At 75.2% G+C, this 15,875-nt stretch carries 13 protein-coding genes and 1 pseudogene; 5 read left to right on the top strand and 9 right to left on the bottom strand.

Annotated elements, in window-relative coordinates; all coding sequences use genetic code 11:
* Positions 1-13 precede the first annotated feature (13 nt).
* The 6 genes and pseudogenes from ABZW10_RS19910 to ABZW10_RS19885 form a co-directional block, all read right to left on the bottom strand.
* A complete protein-coding gene (locus ABZW10_RS19910; RefSeq protein WP_355367243.1) occupies positions 14-1,138 on the bottom strand; it encodes a cupin domain-containing protein in 1,125 nt (374 codons plus the stop codon).
* On the bottom strand, positions 1,135-2,139 hold the full coding sequence (locus ABZW10_RS19905; RefSeq protein WP_355367240.1) for a carbon-nitrogen hydrolase family protein: 1,005 nt from the start codon (positions 2,137-2,139) through the stop codon (positions 1,135-1,137). Before ABZW10_RS19905 ends, ABZW10_RS19910 begins: the two co-directional genes overlap by 4 nt.
* A complete protein-coding gene (locus ABZW10_RS19900; RefSeq protein ID WP_355367237.1) occupies positions 2,136-4,580 on the bottom strand; it encodes an FAD-dependent monooxygenase in 2,445 nt (814 codons plus the stop codon). Before ABZW10_RS19900 ends, ABZW10_RS19905 begins: the two co-directional genes overlap by 4 nt.
* Positions 4,577-5,089: a thioesterase family protein gene (locus tag ABZW10_RS19895; RefSeq protein ID WP_355367432.1), complete on the bottom strand. Its 513-nt coding sequence runs from the start codon at positions 5,087-5,089 to the stop codon at positions 4,577-4,579. The genes ABZW10_RS19900 and ABZW10_RS19895 overlap by 4 nt, the downstream gene beginning before the upstream one ends.
* A pseudogene (locus tag ABZW10_RS19890) lies at positions 5,069-6,655 on the bottom strand (AMP-binding protein); the annotation flags it as partial. The gene ABZW10_RS19895 and the pseudogene ABZW10_RS19890, both read right to left, overlap by 21 nt.
* A 103-nt stretch (positions 6,656-6,758) precedes the next feature.
* A complete protein-coding gene (locus tag ABZW10_RS19885; RefSeq protein ID WP_355367234.1) occupies positions 6,759-8,207 on the bottom strand; it encodes an NAD(P)/FAD-dependent oxidoreductase in 1,449 nt (482 codons plus the stop codon).
* 176 nt (positions 8,208-8,383) lie between these two features.
* On the opposite strand from ABZW10_RS19885, the gene ABZW10_RS19880 reads away from it, so the two are divergent.
* On the top strand, positions 8,384-9,583 hold the full coding sequence (locus ABZW10_RS19880) for a hypothetical protein (RefSeq protein ID WP_355367231.1): 1,200 nt from the start codon (positions 8,384-8,386) through the stop codon (positions 9,581-9,583).
* 23 nt (positions 9,584-9,606) lie between these two features.
* On the opposite strand, the gene ABZW10_RS19875 is transcribed toward ABZW10_RS19880, so the two are convergent.
* Entirely contained in the window at positions 9,607-10,104 is a 498-nt protein-coding gene (locus ABZW10_RS19875; protein ID WP_355367228.1) for a hypothetical protein, read from the bottom strand.
* A 144-nt stretch (positions 10,105-10,248) separates the two neighbouring features.
* On the bottom strand, positions 10,249-11,028 hold the full coding sequence (locus ABZW10_RS19870; RefSeq protein ID WP_355367225.1) for an alpha/beta hydrolase: 780 nt from the start codon (positions 11,026-11,028) through the stop codon (positions 10,249-10,251).
* Positions 11,029-11,250: 222 nt separating this feature from the next.
* On the opposite strand from ABZW10_RS19870, the gene ABZW10_RS19865 reads away from it, so the two are divergent.
* Positions 11,251-12,060 (top strand): hypothetical protein, encoded by an 810-nt coding sequence (locus ABZW10_RS19865; protein ID WP_355367222.1) that lies wholly within the window; start codon positions 11,251-11,253, stop codon positions 12,058-12,060.
* 55 nt (positions 12,061-12,115) lie between these two features.
* On the opposite strand, the gene ABZW10_RS19860 is transcribed toward ABZW10_RS19865, so the two are convergent.
* Positions 12,116-12,490, bottom strand: a complete 375-nt coding sequence (locus ABZW10_RS19860) for a DUF6401 family natural product biosynthesis protein (RefSeq protein WP_355367219.1) — start codon at positions 12,488-12,490, stop codon at positions 12,116-12,118.
* 191 nt (positions 12,491-12,681) lie between these two features.
* Between ABZW10_RS19860 and ABZW10_RS19855 the strand changes: the two genes are divergently transcribed.
* The 3 genes from ABZW10_RS19855 (at position 12,682) to ABZW10_RS19845 (ending at position 15,817) form a co-directional block, all read left to right on the top strand.
* Entirely contained in the window at positions 12,682-13,608 is a 927-nt protein-coding gene (locus tag ABZW10_RS19855) for an LLM class F420-dependent oxidoreductase (protein ID WP_355367216.1), read from the top strand.
* Positions 13,609-13,754: 146 nt separating this feature from the next.
* Complete coding sequence (locus tag ABZW10_RS19850; RefSeq protein ID WP_355367213.1) at positions 13,755-14,498, top strand: AAA family ATPase; 744 nt, start codon at positions 13,755-13,757, stop codon at positions 14,496-14,498.
* A gap of 308 nt (positions 14,499-14,806) precedes the next feature.
* The gene (locus tag ABZW10_RS19845; RefSeq protein ID WP_355367210.1) at positions 14,807-15,817 is read left to right on the top strand and encodes a zinc metalloprotease; all 1,011 of its coding nucleotides are present in this window, start codon (positions 14,807-14,809) and stop codon (positions 15,815-15,817) included.
* Positions 15,818-15,875: the final 58 nt, after the last annotated feature.

Genomic DNA, 15,875 nt, shown 5'->3' with positions numbered 1-15,875 from the left:
TGCGGGCTCCTGGTCACGGGGTGGCGGTGGGCTGGTGCCCGTCGTGCTCCGGGTAGGCCTCCTCGCGGTACAGGCCGAGCGAGTGCATCACCGGGAAGTCGTTGAAGGAGAACAGGCAGGCGTCCTCGCCGGGGTCGAGGTTCGCGTGCTCGTGCCAGGCCCAGGAGGGCACGACGAAGATGTCGCCCTGCTGCCAGGCGAAGCTCCTTCCGGCGATCACCGAGACGCCGCGTCCCTTGGCCGCCGTGTAGACCACGGAGCCGGTGTGCCGGTGGGCGCGGGTGGCCTGGCCCGGACGCAGCAGCTGGAGGTGGGCGCCCAGGGTGGGCATCACCGATCCGCCGGTGACCGGGTTGGTGTACTCCATGATCACCCCGTCGTAGGGCGATCCCTCGGCGGCGCGGGCGAGTTGCGAGAGCGCGTGGTAGCTGGGCTCCCAGGGCCAGCCGAGCAGCGGGGAGTACGGGCGGCTCCACTGCTCGACGCCGTACGGCAGCAGGTTGCCGCCGTAGGTCAGCAGCGAGGAGTTCACCACCTCGCCGGGCCGCTGGTACAGCTCGGGGTGCACCTCGTAGAAGTTGGCGTCGAGCATGTTGACCAGCGGGATGTCCAGGCCGTCCTGCCAGATCACCGGGGCCTCGTCGGACTCGTTGCCGTGCTCGTGCCAGGTGCTGTTGGGGGTGATGGCGAAGTCGCGCGGGCCGACCCTGAGCTTCTGGCCGTCGACGATCGTCCAGGCGCCGGTGCCCTCGTGGACGAAGCGCAGTGCGGAGGCCTGGTGGCGGTGCGCGGTCATCGACTCGCCGGGGCCCATGATCTGCAGGCCGGTGTACAAGAGTCCGACGGCCGCGCTGAGTTCGCGTCGGCCGGGGTTGACCAGCATGACCACCCGGCGCCCGGCGTCGTCCGCCGTGACGAGCGGGAGCGCCTTGCGGACCAGCGGGCGCAGGTCGGCGTAGCGCCAGAGCACCGGCACCGACCTCGGCTGGGGGTACCAGGGTTCGATCTCATTGGCCACGGTCCACAGCGCGCCCGCGTCGACCTTGGCCAACTCCTCGTAGTATTCGGTGAGTTCGGGGTTCCCGGTGACCCGGGAGCGGCCGATCCGGTTGTCGTCGTGGGCGGGGTTCTCGGTCATGGCTCCTCCTTCGGAGGGGGCTGGTCGAGCGTGAGCGGCCGCAGCGGGCGGTTGTCGACGTGCAGCCGGAAGACGTCGAAGCGGTTGTAGTGGCCGACGATGTCGTGCATCTGCTTGGGCTGCACGCAGCGGCCGAGGTCGATCTCGGCGTAGACGATGCCCTCCTCGTCGACCAGCGGTTCGGTCACCGGGCGTCCGTCCGGGCCGAAGACGCCGGACAGCGCGCTGTGCGGGCGCGAGAGTCGCCCGCGCAGCTCGTGGTCCTCGCCGGCCACCGCAGCGGTGATCTCCGGTGAGAGGGTGGAGCACGAGACCACGGTGAACACCTTGCCCTCGAAGCAGTGCGCGGCGGCCCGCAGCGCGATCGCCTCCGCCATGTCGTAGTCCTCGGGGGCGACCGGAAGCGCGATGTAGCTCGCGGCGTGGACGAGTTCGCCCTGCGCGAGGAGGGTGAAGCGGGCGAGCGGGTTGGTGTTCTCGCCGCAGGCGAGCGCGCCGAGCGGGCCGACGGCCGTGCGGTGGACGCGCAGGGTGCTGCCGTCGCCGGGCGTCCAGGTCAGCTTCTCGGCCCAGGTCGGCACCAACTTGCGGTGCACGTTCAGGAGTTCGCCGTCGGCGTCGATGACCAGCAGAGTGTTGTGGAGCACCCCGAGGCTGTGCGGGCCGCGCTCGTTGACACCGATCACCAGCACCACGCCGGCCCGGCGGGCGGCGGCGCGCAGCGTGTCCACGTGCGGCCCGGGCACGTCCACCGCGGCGCGGTAGAGCCGCTCGTACCAGGGCGAGCCCTGCACCGGGGTCATCGTCCAGTTCCAGTAGGGGTAACCGGGGACGAACGCCTCGGGGAGGACGACGAGGGAGGCGCCGTGGCCGGCGGCCTCGCGGATCAGCGCGACCGCCTTGTCGACGGTGGCGGCGGTGTCCAGGAAGACGGGCGCGGCCTGGACGGCGGCCGCGGTGAAGCGGGGCAGCCGCAGCGCGGCGGACACGGGCTCGGTCATCGCTCCTCCCCGGGACGTGCGGGACGTTCAGGACGTGCGGGGTGTCCGGGATGCTCGTGGTGCTCGGGGCGCTCGGTCGGTGCGGGGCGCTCGGGCGGTGCGGGACGGTCGTCGGTGCCGGGGCGCCAGCGGCGGTGCACCGGCGGGGCCGGCTCGCGCACCAGCCGCAGTCGCGGCGCCACCCGGTCGGCCCCCGGCGTCGGCGGGCGGCGGCTGCCCGGCGCCCACGGCTCGGGCCAGCGGGCGCCGGGGCCCGCGTAGCCCTGCTCGGCGGCGGCGTGCAGCGTCCACAGCGGGTCGTACAGCTGGGCCCGGCCGACCGCCACCAGGTCCGCCCGCCCGGCCAGCAGCACCGAGTTGACGTCGTCGTGGTGGGAGATCGCGCCGACCGCGACGGTCGGCAGACCGGTGGCCAGGCGCACCAGTTCGGCGAACGGCGTCTGGTAGCCGCGCCCGAACGGCGGCCGCTCCCCGGCCACCACCTCGCCGGTGGAGACGTCCACCGCGTCCGCGCCGCCGTCCGCGAGCGCGCGGCAGATCGCGACGGCCTCCGCCTCGCTGGTGCCGCCCGGCGCCCAGTCGCTCGCCGAGATCCGCACCAGCAGCGGCCGTCCGGCCGGCCACACCGCGCGCACCGCCGCCAGCACCTCCAGCGGCAGCCGCAGCCGGTGGGCGAGCGGGCCGCCGTACCGGTCGGTGCGCCGGTTGGTGAGCGGCGACAGGAAGCCGGAGACCAGATGGCCGTGGCCGAACTGCAGCTCCAGCGCATCGAACCCGGCCCGCGCCGCGCGCTCCGCCGACGCCGCGAAGTCGGCGGTGAAGGCGGCGAGTTGGATGGCGTTCGCCTCGTGCGGCAGCGGACCTTCGGGCTGCCACGGCAGCGGCGAGGCGGCCAGCAGCGGCAGGCCGCTCTCGGCCGGCCCGGCGGTCGCGGCCCGGCGGCCGGCGTGGGTCAGCTGGATCCCGAGCGGCGTGTCGCTCACCGCCCGGACGGCGTCGACGAGTTCGCGCCAGGCCGCCTCCTGCCGGTCGTTCCACAGGCCCGGGCAGTCGACGACCCGGCCCTCCGGGGCGACGGCCGTCATCCCGGCGAGCACCAGCCCCGCGCCGCCGAGCGCGTGCACGGTCAGCTGCGCCCGGTCGAACGCGCTCGGCAGCGCGTCGACGGCCGTGAAGGTGGCCAGCGGCGGCACCACCACCCGGTTGCGCAGCTCCAGCGCGCCCAGCTTCAGCGGCCGGAACATCGGCGGGAGGCCCGGTGTCTCGTCCGCCCCCGCGAACGCCCGGTCGACCGCCGCGACGAACCCGGGATCGCGTGCCCGCAGGTTCCCGTAGGTGACCCGGCGGCTGCGGGTGAGCAGGTTGAACGCGAACTGGTCCGGGCCCTGCCCGGTCCGCCGTCCGATCGTCTCGAACCACTCCAGACTCGCCTGCGCGGCCCGCTGGGTGGACTCCACCACCGGCCGGCGTTCCGCCTCGTACGCCGCCAGCGCGCCCTCCAGCGTGGCCTGTTCGTTCAGGCCGGCGGCGAGCGCCAGGGCGTCCTCCAGGGCCAGTTTGGTGCCCGAGCCGATCGAGAAGTGCGCCGAGTGCGCCGCGTCGCCGAGCAGCACCACGTTGCGGTGCCGCCAGGTGGCGTTGCGCACCGTGGTGAACCGGATCCAGCGGGAGGCGTTGGGGATCAGCCGGTGTCCCTCCAGGTGCCCGGCGAGCAGTTCAGCGATGCGCCGCACGCTCGCCGCGTCGCTCTCGCCGCGCGCGAACTCCCGTGCGGCCAGGGCCTCGAAGCCCGCCCGCCGCCAGGGCTCCTCGGCCAGCTCCACGACGAACGTCGACCGCTCGGCGCTGTACGGGTAGGCGTGCACCTGCAGCACGCCGAAGTCGAAGCGTTCGACGATGAAGGTGAAGGCGTCGAAGACCCGGTCGGTGGCGAGCCACATGTAGCGGGCGCCGCGCTCGTCCGGCTCGGGCCGGAAGGCCTCGGCGTACGCGGCCCTGGTGCCGGAGTTGACGCCGTCGGCGGCGACCACCAGGTCGTACTCCGCGGCGAGCCGCTCGACGGGCGGGGCCGGCGTGCGGTAGCGCACGTCCACCGCCAGTTCGGCGCAGCGGCGTTGCAGGATCGCGCGCAGCCGGTTGCGGTCCAGCGCGGCGAAGCCGTGGCCGCCGCAGGTGCGGACCCGGCCCGCGTAGCGGACGTCGATGTCGCTCCAGCGGGCGAACTCGGCGCTCAGCGCGGCGAACACCCGGGGGTCGGCCTGCGCGATGCCGTCGAGCGTCTCGTCGGAGAACACCACCCCGAAGCCGAACTCGTCGTCGCGGCCGTCCCGTTCGAAGACGGTGATCTCCCGTTCGGGCGCCGACTGCCGGGCCAGCGCGGCGAAGTAGAGTCCGCCCGGTCCGGCGCCGATCACCGCGATCCGGCCGGCGCCGGCCGTCACCGGATCACCTCCGGCTCCTGGCGCCCGGCGGCGGCCAGCGTGCGGCGGACCTGCTCCGGCCACGGTTCGGCGCCCTTGGCGTGCGGCGCGGCGTGCACCACCGACATCCGCCCGCTGGCGGCCAGGCCGTGCGGCCCGTGCACCTCGAAGGCGTAGTGCAGCGAGGAGCCGCCGACCCGCTCGACCCGCAGCTCGGTGCGGACCACGTCGCCAAACCAGAGCCGCTCGCGGTAGTCCGCCTCGAAGTGCACCCGGGGGATCCGCCCGAACAGCCCGTCCAGGCCGAGCCGGCGCAGCAGTGTCGCCTCGGCCGCCTCGGCCCAGCGCTGGACGGCCGAGAAGTGGTAGTGCCCGGCCGCGTCGGTGTCCGACCACTCGACCCGCCGTTCGGTGCTCACGCTGGCCGGAGCCAGGGCCGGCGCCGGAGCGGGGGTGGGTACCGGAGCGGGGGTGGGTACCGGGGCGGGGGTGGGTGCCGCCGCCCGGCGGCGCAGCTCGGCGCGGGCCAGCTTCCCGGTCGCGGTGCGCGGCAGCGCGTCGACGAACTCCACCACGCGCGGGTACTTGTACGGCGCGATGGCGCGCTTGACGTGCTCCTGGAGCGCGCGGACCGTTCCCGGGCCCGCCGTCGCCGCCCCCGCGCGCAGCACCACGTACGCCTTGACCACGCTGCCGCGCCGCTCGTCCGGCACCCCGACCACCGCGCAGTCGGCGACGTCCGGGTGCTCGGCGAGCACCTGCTCGACCTCGGGTCCGGCGATGTTGTAGCCGGCCGAGACGATCATGTCGTCATCGCGCGCCTGGTACCAGAAGTAGCCGTCGGCGTCGCGCACATAGGTGTCGCCGGTGAGGTTCCAGCCGCCCCGGACGTAGTCGCGCTGGCGCCGGTCGTGCAGGTAGCGGCAGCCGGTCGGGCCCTTGACGGCGAGCCGCCCGGGCTGCCCGTCGGGCACCGGCCGGCCCCGGTCGTCCAGTATCGCCGCCCGGTAGCCCGGCACCGGCCGTCCGGTCGCGCCGGGGCGGATATCGGCGTCGGCGGCGGAGATGAAGACGTGCAGCAGCTCGGTGGCCCCGATGCCGTCGATCAGCCGCTGGCCGGTGGCCGCCCGGAACGCCTCCCAGACGCCCGCCGGCAGGTGCTCGCCCGCCGATACGCAGCGCCGCACCCCCGTCAGCCGGTCGGCCAGCCCGGCGGCGAGGATCGCCCGGTAGGCCGTGGGCGCGGTGAACAGCACGCTGACCCCGTGCCGCCGGACCTGTTCGGCGAGTTGCCCGGGCGTGGCCTGCTCCAGCAGCAGGGTGGCGGCGCCGGCCCGCAGCGGGAAGACCACCAGGCCGCCGAGGCCGAAGGTGAAGGCGAGCGGCGGGGTTCCGGCGAACAGGTCCTCGGGGGTGGGGCGCAGCAGGTGGCGGGAGAAGGTGTCGGCGTTGGCCAGCACGTCCCGGTGGAAGTGCATGGTCGCCTTGGGCCGTCCGGTGGTGCCGGAGGTGAAGGCGATCAGCGCGACGTCGTCGGCGGCGGTCGGCACGGCGGCGAAGGCGCTGTGCCCGCTCAGGCCCGCCGGCCCGGCTCCGTCGTAGGCCACGACGGTCAGCCCGGGCGTCTCGGCCCGCTCCAGTTCGGTCAGGAAGCGGCGGTCGCAGAGCGCGACCGCCGGCCGGGCGATCGCGTGCACGGTGCTCAGCTCGCCGGCGCGCAGCAGCGGCATGGTGGTCACCGCCACCCCGCCCGCCTTCAGTACCCCGAGCCAACAGGCCACCAGCCAGGGCGCGTTGGGCCCCCGCAACAGTACCCGGTTGCCGGGTACCAGCCCGAGCGGCCCGACCAGCAGCCGGGCCACCGCGTCCGCGCGCTCCCGCAGCTCGCCGTACGTCCACTGCCCGCCCGGCGTGACCAGGCAGCGCCGGTCGGGCCCGTACCGCTCGATCGTCGCGTCGAGCAGCTCGTGCGCGCAGTTCAGCCGGTCCGGATACGCCAACTCCGGGAGTTCGAACAGGAATTCCGGCCACTCGTCGAGCGGCGGGAGGTTGTCGCGACAGAACGTGTCCACGTGCGCAGAGGGCGAGAGCTCCATGGGCGGGCCACCTCATCGGGCGAGCGGGGAGTGAGGCAAGTATCGCGCTTCGGTGACGCCAGTCAAGAGAGCGATACACGCATTCGGCCCAGCCGGAGCCCGGTCAGCCCGGCCAGCCCGGTCGTCCGTGTCCGGGCCTGCGGAGGTGGCGCAGGGCGGCCTCGGCGGCGTGGGCGCCGCACATGCCGTGGACGCCGGGGCCGGGTGGGGTGGCGGCGGAGCAGAGGTAGTGGCCGGGCAGGCCGGTGGCGTAGGGGTGGAGGGTGGCGCGGGGGCCGAGGAGCAGTTGGGGGACGTCCTTGGCGCCGGTCATGATGTCGCCGCCGACGAAGTTGGGGTTCTCGGCGGCGAAGTCGGCGGGGCGGCGGACGGCCAGGCCGACGATCCGCTCGCGGAAGCCGGGGGCGAAGCGTTCGATCTGGGCGGTGATCGCCTCGGTGGCGTCTCCGGCGTAGCCGTGCGGCACATGGGCGTACGTCCAGAGCGGGTGGACGTCGCCGACGGAGCGCCGCGGGTCCGCGAGGTACTGCTGGCCGACCAGGACGAACGGGCGCCGCGGCATCCGCCCGGCGGCGACGGCGCGCTCGGCGGCGGCGAGTTCGGCGAAGCCGCCGCCGAGGTGGACGGTGCCGGCGCGGCGGGCCGGTTCGGCGGTCCAGGGGACGCCGCCCGCCACGGCGAAGTCCACCTTGAACGCGCCGGGCCCGTGACGGAACCGGCGGTAGGCGCGGGCGGTCCGGGGCGGCAGGCGGTCGCCGAGGATGCCGGCGACAGCGCCGGGCGCGAGGTCGTACAGGACGAGGTCGGCGGAGGGGAGTTGGGCGGCCGAGCGGATCCGCACCCCGGTCTCGACGGTGCCGCCCAGCTCGGTGAGCAGCGCGACCAGCGCCCGGGTGATCGCCCCCGAGCCGCCGGCGGCCACCGCCCAGCCGTACCGGTGCCCCGAGGTGAGCAGCCCGAGCCCGATCGCGGCGCTCAGCGGCCGGTGGAGCGGCTGGAACGCGTGCGCCGCCGCCCCGCCGAACAGCGCCCGCGCCCGCTCGCCGGAGAACGACCGGGCCAGCGCGGCGGCCGGCAGCAGGGCGGGCAGCCCGAAGCGGGCGAGCCGCAGCGGGTGGCGGGGCGGGCGGAGCAGCGGGCCCATGATGTCGGCGGCGAGCCGGTCGTACCCCGCGACCGGGCCCTCGAACAGCTGCCGCCACCGTGCGCCGTCGGCCTCGCCCAGCCCTGCGGCGGTGTCGGCGACCGAGCGGTACAGGACGCCGGCCGAGCCGTCGTCCAGCGGATGGGCGCAGTCGACCTCCGGCAGCCGGAACTCCAGCCCGAAGCGCTCCAGCCCCAGGCCGCGCAGGAACGGCGAGCCGATGGTCATCGGGTGGACGGCCGAGCAGTGGTCGTGCAGCAGTCCGGGCACGATCGCCTCGCCGCTGCGCGCCCCGCCGCCCACCTCCTCGGCGGCCTCCAGCACGGTCACCCGCACCCCCGCCTGCGCCAGCCGTACGGCGGCGGCGAGCCCGTTGGGTCCGCCGCCCACCACCACCGCGGTCGTCATGGGGCCAGCATCCCGCATCCCCCCGCCCTCGGCGCCGCAGGCACCGCGCGGCCGTCCGTCCCCTCGGCCGGCCGGGGCGCGGATCCCGGACCGAAGGCCTCCGCCAGGCCGGTATGGTGATCATTTTGTCGACCTCGGCCTTGCGGCCATGAGATCACGTCAGGGGAACCCCGAGGATGAAGCCGCGTCTCTCCGGGCCGGCGGCCTGCGCCGCCGTCGCTCTCGTCCTGCTCACCGGGTGCAGCGGCAGTACCGGCGGCGGGAGCGAGGCGCCCACCGCGGGCGCCCGGGCGAGCTACGACCCGCCGACGGCCTTCGACCGCGCCCGAGGTGTCGCGCTTCCCCCGGACGCCAGCGCACTGAGGGCCGTGCTCGACGGGCCGACCGCCTACCTTCCGGCCCAGGGCAGCCTGAAGGCGGTCGATCTGACCGACGGCAAGGTGATCGGCACGGTGAACGCCCAGCACCCCGCCCAGTTCTTCGAGCGGCCCGTGATCGCCGAGGTCGGCGGAGCACGCCTGGCCATCATCTCCTTCTCGGAGACGATCCCCGGCGAGGGCGGGGGAGCGCCCCGCGCCGCCGCCGAGCTGGTCGCCATGGACACCGCCACCCACCAGGCCGCCTGGTCGCTGCCGCTGGACCTCCCCGACGGACGCTTCCGCGACGGCAAGTACGTCACCCTGCTCGGCGTGCGGGGCACCACGGCGGTCGTCTCGGTCACGGACGGTGCCGACGCCCTGCTCCTCGCGGTGGACCTGCCCTCCCGGAAGGTGCTCTGGAGCCGGACCGGGTTCGTGGGCGCCCTGCTCGGCGACGGGCAGATCGTCGGCGCCGTGGAGAAGGACCGGGCGACCGCCGAACGCCGGGTGTCCGCCGTGAACCTCGGCGACGGGCGGGACGCCTGGACGGAGGACGGCGACGGCCTGGAGACGACGGTGCGCCCGGCCGGCCCGAACACCGTCCTCGTGCAGGGCAAGGAGAAGGGCTCGCCGAAGCGCTTCGCCCGGCTGATGGACGCGAGCACCGGTCGCCGGCTGCTCGACCTCGGTGAATTCCCGGGCATCTGCGCCTACGACGGCCGCTCCGTGACCGTCTGCCACGACCGCGACCTCGTCGTCGCCGCCGACCCCGCCACCGGAAACCTCCTGTGGAAGCTGCCCGACGACACCGGAACGCGGCCGGCGCCCACCGTCACCACCGCCTGGCACGGCCTCGTCTACGGGAGGACGAACACCGGGCCGGTGACCCTGGACGCGGCCACCGGAGCACAGCGCCCCGGCGACCCCGGGATCGCTCCCACCGCCGTCAGCGGCTACGCGGGCCTCGCGGAGGACGAGACCCGGCACGTCACCATGGCCCACCCCGCCACCGGCTGAGGCCGGCACCTCCGGGACCGGCCTCAGAGACAGATCCAGCAGTAGAGGTCCTCACCCGCCTCCCGGGCACGACGCGCCAGCCCGGTCAGCTCCTCGACCAGCGGTCGCAGGTCGTCGCCGTCCGCGTCCGGCAGCTCCTCGGCCGTCGCCGCCCACCGCGCGGCGACGGCCGCGAGCTCGGCCTGCGGGAGGTCCGCCAGGGTGTCCCGCACCGCGCCGCCGAGCCGCATCACCCACGGCCCGGTGGCCCACGGGTCGTCCTCGTCGGCGGGCCCCTCCCGGCCGGGCGGCGGCGTGGCCGGCCACACCGGCGCCCCGCCGACCAGGTCCGCCTCCCACTCCACGCCCCGCACGACGGCTACCAGCTGCCCCAGGACGACATCCGGGTCCACGCCCTTCGCCTCGACCCCGTCGAACACCGGCCGCGCCCCGCCGACCAGCGGCCCGCCCTCGGCGTCCTCCAGAGCGGCGAGCACGGCGGCGTCGTCGGCCGCGCGGAAGTAGTCGGTCAGCACGCCCATGGCCGGCGGCTCCTGTCTGCTCGGAGGTGGTCCCACTGTGCGGACAGTGGATCAGACGCCACTGACATCGGACGGCCCGCAGCACGTGGCGTTCGTCGGCACCAAGGGGAGCGCGGCCGGCGAACGGGTGGGCACCGGTGGACGTCAGGCGTCGGTCGGCAGGGGGCGGGCCGGGGAGCGGGCCGGGGCGGAGCGGGGGTGGGCGGGGAGCGGGAGGGCGAGCGAGGCGTCGGAGCCGGCGGGCAGGGCGAAGGCGGCGGCGGCCTCCGGCGGCAGCTCGCGCAGACCGAGCAGCCCGGCCGAGAGCCGGGCGGTGGCGCGGTGCCAGTCGCCGATCCGCCGCATCAGGGTGTGGCCGGTGCCCGCGACGGTGTAGCCGCAGACCCGCGCTCCGGCGGCGCGGCCGCGGGCGGCGAAGGCGCGGGTGTCGGCGGGGGAGGTGACCCGGTCGAGGTCGCCGTGCAGCATCAGGACATCGCGGCCGGCCAGGTGCTCGCACGGGTCCTCGGCCGGGCACCAGGGGGCGAGCGCGACCACACCGGTGACCGTGGGGTGGCCGGCCGCGCGCAGGGCGGCCCGGCCGCCCATCGAGTGGCCGACCAGCACGGTCGGGACCGGCCCCAGCTCCTCGGCGAGGTCGTCCAGCGCGGCGACGGCGTCCCGGGCGGCGTCGGCCCGCTCGCCGTTCCAGCCGCGGTGGCGGTAGCGGACGGTGCCGACCGCCACCTCCGCGCCCGCCGTCTCGCGGCGCAGCGCGTGCACGAAGCCGGCCATCCGCAGGCCGGCCAGGTTGAGCGGCCCCGGCCGGGCGAGGTTGTGCTCCTGGCCGCCGTGCAGGACCAGCACCGCGGCGCCCGGCCGCTGCGGCCGTCCCTGCCAGACCAGTGCCCGGTGGCCGCCGCCGCCCGTACGGTTGTCACTCACGTCGTCCCGCTCCCCGCCCCGCCGTCCGTGTACTGCCGTGTGGACCGCCACTGTACGTCCGGGGCGTGCCCGACGGGGGCTCCCGGGTGGCCGGCCTGGGTTCACCCGTGGAGGCCAGCGCGGGTCGCCGGGGCGTGCGGGCCGCCGGGAGCCCTGGTATCCACGAAGGGCGGGGGGTCGCCGTGCCGCTCCCGGCGCGGTGTCGCCGAGTGGAGGACCCCCGTGGCTCAGCAGCTCGCACTGTCCGTCGACTTCGGCTCCGGCTTCACCGAGGCCTGGTCGAAGGTCGCCAAGTTCATTCCCCAGTTCATCGCCTTCCTGGCGATCCTCGTCATCGGCTGGTTCGTGGCCAAGGCGATCGCCCGGCTGCTCGACCGCGTGCTGCGCCGGGTCGGCTCCGAGCGGGTGTCCGAGCGCTCCGGGATCGCCCGGTACCTGGAGGGTTCGAAGTACGACCTGACCGGGATCGTCAGCAAGATCGTCTACTACGCGATCCTGCTGATGGCCCTCCAGTTGGCCTTCGGCGTCTTCGGGCCGAACCCGATCAGCGTGATGATCCACGGCATCGTCGCCTGGCTGCCGAGGGGCATCGTCGCGGTCGTCATCGTGGTCGTCGCGATGGCCGTCGCCAACGCGGTGCGCGACATCGTGCAGAACGCGCTGTCCGGCGCGGCCTACGGGCGGACGGTGGCCACCATCGCCTGGGCGTTCATCGTCCTGCTGGGCGTGGTCGCGGCGCTCGGGCAGGCCGGGATCGCCACCGCGATCACCGGTCCGGTGCTGATCGCGGTGCTGGCCTCGATCGCCGGTGTGCTGATCGTCGGCGTCGGCGGTGGTCTGATCGTCCCGATGCGGCAGCGCTGGGAGCGCTGGCTCTCCAGCGCGGAGCAGGAGACCGCCAAGCTGCGCGGCAGCGCCTACCAGGCGGGCCGCTCGGACGCGCTGGCCAACCAGCCGGCCCGGCCGACCACCCCGAGCACGCCGCCCGCCCCGGGCATCGACCCCGGCCGGCCGGGTGAGCAGCCGGGCTGATCGGTCCGGTCGAGCGGTCCGGTCGAGCGGCACGGCGCCGTCGGGCGGACACCGCTCAGACCGCGAGCAGGCCGTCCTGCCGGACCAGCCAGCAGATCGCGGTCAGCCGGTGCACCGCGTAGTCGTACCCGACCGGTTCGCGCCAGCCGATCTCGGCGAGCGCGTCGAGGAAGCCCAGCGCGTAGTCGGACAACTCCTCGCGGTCCAGGGGCCGGGGCAGCAGCTCCGGCCCCTGCGCGTACAGCAGTTCGCGCAGCTCGGCGGCGTGCTGGTCGACCGCCGCGGTGAAGCCGGGCTCGAAGGCGAACTCGGCGAGCCGGGGCGTGAACGCGGAGACGATCCGGGGCAGCGGACAGCCGGCCGGTCGATTGCGCGGGTCGGGGGAGTCGTCGGGGGAACCCGGGCGCGACTCGTCGGGCGTGGCGAACATCCGTCCACGGTAGGCGAGCGCGGGAGCGGCTCCGGCCGCCGGGAGCGGTCGCGGGCTGAGACCTTGGCCACGCGGCAGGTGCGGCGGCCCTCCGGCACCGGCCCTTCCCGCTAGCCCTCCGGCACCGGCCCTCCGGCACCGGATCGACGGATCCGCCGTGGGCGCCCGTGATCGGTACCAGAATGGCCGCCATGGACCTCCGCATCTTCACCGAGCCCCAGCAGGGCGCGAGCTACGACACCCTCCTCCGGGTGGCCCGCACCGCCGAGCAGCTCGGCGCCTTCAGCGCCTTCTTCCGCTCCGACCACTACCTCAAGATGGGCGACGTCAGCGGCCTGCCCGGCCCGACCGACGCCTGGATCACCCTGGCCGGCCTCGCCCGCGAGACCAGCACCATCCGCCTCGGCACCCTGATGACCGCCGCCACCTTCCGGCTGCCCGGCGTGCTCGCCATCCAGGTCGCCCAGGTCGACGCGATGAGCGGCGGCCGGGTCGAGTTCGGCCTCGGCGCGGGCTGGTACGCGCAGGAGCACACCGCCTACGGCATCCCCTTCCCCAAGGAGAAGTTCGGGCGGCTGGAGGAGCAGCTGGAGATCATCACCGGGCTCTGGAGCACCGGGCCGGGCGAGACCTTCGACTTCGAGGGGGAGTACTACCGGCTGAGCGAGTCGCCGGCGCTGCCCAAGCCGGCCCAGGCCAAGATCCCGGTCCTGGTCGGCGGTACGGGCCCGGCCCGCACCCCGGCGCTGGCCGCCCGCTTCGCCGACGAGTTCAACCTGCCGTTCGTCGCCGTCGAGGACACCGCCGCCCGGTTCGGCCGGGTCCGCGAAGCCGTCGAGAAGGCCGGCCGCCAGGCCGACGAGCTGGTCTACTCCAACGCCCTGGTGGTCTGCGTCGGCCGGGACGACGCCGAGGTGGCCCGCCGGGCCGCCGCCATCGGCCGCGAGGTCGACGAGCTGAAGGCCAACGGTCTGGCCGGGACCCCGGACGAGGTGGTGGAGAAGATCGGCCGGTACGCCGCCGTCGGCTCCCAGCGGATGTACCTGCAGGTCCTGGACCTGGACGACCTCGACCACCTGGAGCTGATCGCCTCCCGGGTCGCCCCGCAGCTCGGCTGATCCGCCGCGCCCCCACCGCCCTGTAACGGTCCCGGAGCACTCCTGTGACCTACCTGGGGCGGTGGAGGGCTCGGCCCGGACCCGGTCTGACCACTAGTCTTTACTCTCTCTTGAAGGGGAAGGCCCTTCGAGGCAGGGGGGTTTCGATGGCGGACGTACAGGTCTCCAGGACGGTCCTCGACGGCGCGGTCCGCGGTGCGGTGCCGCGCGGCACGGCGCCCCGCGACCGGGTGGTCCCGGCGCCCCGGTCCGGCTGTCCGGATGTCGCGGCGGAGCCGGACCGGGGCGCCGCCGCGCTGCGCCCGCGCGGCCTGCAGGACCTGCGGCGGACCCGGCCCGGTCGCGGCCGGCCGGTCGCGCTGCACTACCCGGCCGGCGACCTGCTGGTGGTCTCCGGGCTGCCGGGCAGCGGCAAGAGCACCCTGATGCGCCGCTGCGTGCGCGCCCCGCTGGTGGACTCGCAGTCGGTCCGCGAGGAGTACGCGGCCCGGCTGCCGTCCTGGCTGCCGTACGCGGTGTACCGCCCGCTGGTGCGGATCGCGCACTACCGGCGGCTGCGGCGCGCCGTGCTGGCCGGCGGCCCGCTCGCCGTGCACGACTGCGGCGCGGTGCCGTACGTGCGGCAGTGGCTGGTGCGGGAGGCCGGTCGGCAGGGGCGCCGGGTGCACCTGGTCCTGCTGGACGCCACCGCCGAGGAGGCCCGCGACGGCCAGCGCGTCCGGGGGCAGTCGGTCTCCGCCTACGCCTTCGCCCGGCACCGGGAGGCCGCCCGGCGGCTGCGCCGGCGGCTGGCGGGGACGGGCCGCCCGCCCGCCGGCTGTGCGTCGGCCGTGGTACTCGACCGGGCCGGTGCGCGTGCCCTGCGGGAGATCGTCTTCGTCGCGTCGTAGTCTCGGCGAGGCGGTCCGGACGCCCGGTTCATCCCGTTCGTCCGTATCCGCCGGCCGCCGCACCGCTGCGCGGGGCAGACGGGGTGTCACGTTTCGGACAGGTCGGGGCCGGTACTGTGCGCAGGCGCGCGACGGGAAATGCTCATGTGCGGCAAGGCCGGGCCGCTCAAACTTCCGGATTATGTCCGATTTGTCGCCAGAGGCTCCAGGCCTGAACCTGTCTGACGCGTACACGCAAGCCTGCGTAGCCTGTGGCACACGGCGGCCCCCCTCAACCGCCGTCCCCCACAACCTCCCCGGGAGCGCAGATGCGTCGTTCCGCCCGTGTCCCCTCGCGTGCCACCAGTCGATTCCTCGGTGCGGCGGCCGTCGTCGCCGCCCTCGGCCTCACCCAGTTCGCGGCGCCCACCGCGTTCACCGCCGCCGGCGCGCCCGCCCAGGGGCCGTCCGCCGCCGCCTGCACCGGTGACACCTCCCAGGACGCCGCGGCCCGCAAGCCGGCGGGCAGCCCCGCGGGCCACGAGCCCAACGCCGTCACCGATGCCCAGGCCAAGGCGATGGACGCGGACCTGAAGGCCCGGCTCGGCCGGCTGGCGCAGACCCCGCAGAGCGGCGCGCTGGTCGCCCCCGGCACGCTGGCCGCCACCACGACCATCCCGGTGTACATGCACGTCGTGCACTCCGGCACCACCGGCAAGCTGTCGGCCGCGACCATCGCCCAGCAGATCGACGTCCTCAACGCCGCGTACGGCGGCCAGGGCGCCGGCAACACCGCGAGCCAGTTCCGCTTCCAGCTGGCCGCCACCGACTACACCGACAACGCCACCTGGTACAACGGCGTGGCCCCGGGCTCCACCACCGAGAAGGCGATGAAGACCGCGCTGCGCAAGGGCGGCGCCGGCGCCCTCAACCTCTACACCGCCAAGCTCGGCCAGTCGCTGCTCGGCTGGGCGACCTTCCCCAGCTCCTACAAGTCCAACCCGACCGACGACGGCGTGGTGATCCTGGACTCCTCGTTCCCCGGCGGCTCGGCCACCAACTACAACGAGGGCGACACCGCCACCCACGAGGTCGGCCACTGGCTCGGGCTCTACCACACCTTCCAGGGCGGCTGCAGCGGCCAGGGCGACTACGTCGCCGACACCCCGGCCGAGGCGAGCGCCGCCTACCAGTGCCCGGCCGGCCGGGACACCTGCACGTCCGCCGGCCTCGACCCGATCCACAACTTCATGGACTACACCTACGACTCCTGCATGACCCAGTTCACCCCCGGTCAGGTCGCCCGGATGTCCAACTCCTGGGCCGCCTACCGGGCCTGACGGTCCCCGCGCGGGGAGCTGAGGCCCTGGCGGGTGCGCGGCGAGCACGCCGCGCACC

It is taken from the genome of Kitasatospora sp. NPDC004723 (genome assembly GCF_040609255.1).
Lineage (GTDB): Bacteria > Actinomycetota > Actinomycetes > Streptomycetales > Streptomycetaceae > Kitasatospora.
This window is presented reverse-complemented; position numbering and strand designations above follow the sequence as displayed.

What these genes read in the sequence shown, in the direction of transcription:
- ABZW10_RS19910 (WP_355367243.1), bottom strand. Translation starts at nt 1,138, where the DNA reads ATGACCGAGAACCCCGCCCACGACGACAACCGGATCGGCCGCTCCCGG.
- ABZW10_RS19905 (WP_355367240.1), bottom strand. Translation starts at nt 2,139, where the DNA reads ATGACCGAGCCCGTGTCCGCCGCGCTGCGGCTGCCCCGCTTCACCGCG.
- ABZW10_RS19885 (WP_355367234.1), bottom strand. Translation starts at nt 8,207, where the DNA reads ATGACGACCGCGGTGGTGGTGGGCGGCGGACCCAACGGGCTCGCCGCC.
- ABZW10_RS19880 (WP_355367231.1), top strand. Translation starts at nt 8,384, where the DNA reads ATGAAGCCGCGTCTCTCCGGGCCGGCGGCCTGCGCCGCCGTCGCTCTC.
- ABZW10_RS19875 (WP_355367228.1), bottom strand. Translation starts at nt 10,104, where the DNA reads ATGGGCGTGCTGACCGACTACTTCCGCGCGGCCGACGACGCCGCCGTG.
- ABZW10_RS19860 (WP_355367219.1), bottom strand. Translation starts at nt 12,490, where the DNA reads ATGTTCGCCACGCCCGACGAGTCGCGCCCGGGTTCCCCCGACGACTCC.
- ABZW10_RS19855 (WP_355367216.1), top strand. Translation starts at nt 12,682, where the DNA reads ATGGACCTCCGCATCTTCACCGAGCCCCAGCAGGGCGCGAGCTACGAC.
- ABZW10_RS19850 (WP_355367213.1), top strand. Translation starts at nt 13,755, where the DNA reads ATGGCGGACGTACAGGTCTCCAGGACGGTCCTCGACGGCGCGGTCCGC.
- ABZW10_RS19845 (WP_355367210.1), top strand. Translation starts at nt 14,807, where the DNA reads ATGCGTCGTTCCGCCCGTGTCCCCTCGCGTGCCACCAGTCGATTCCTC.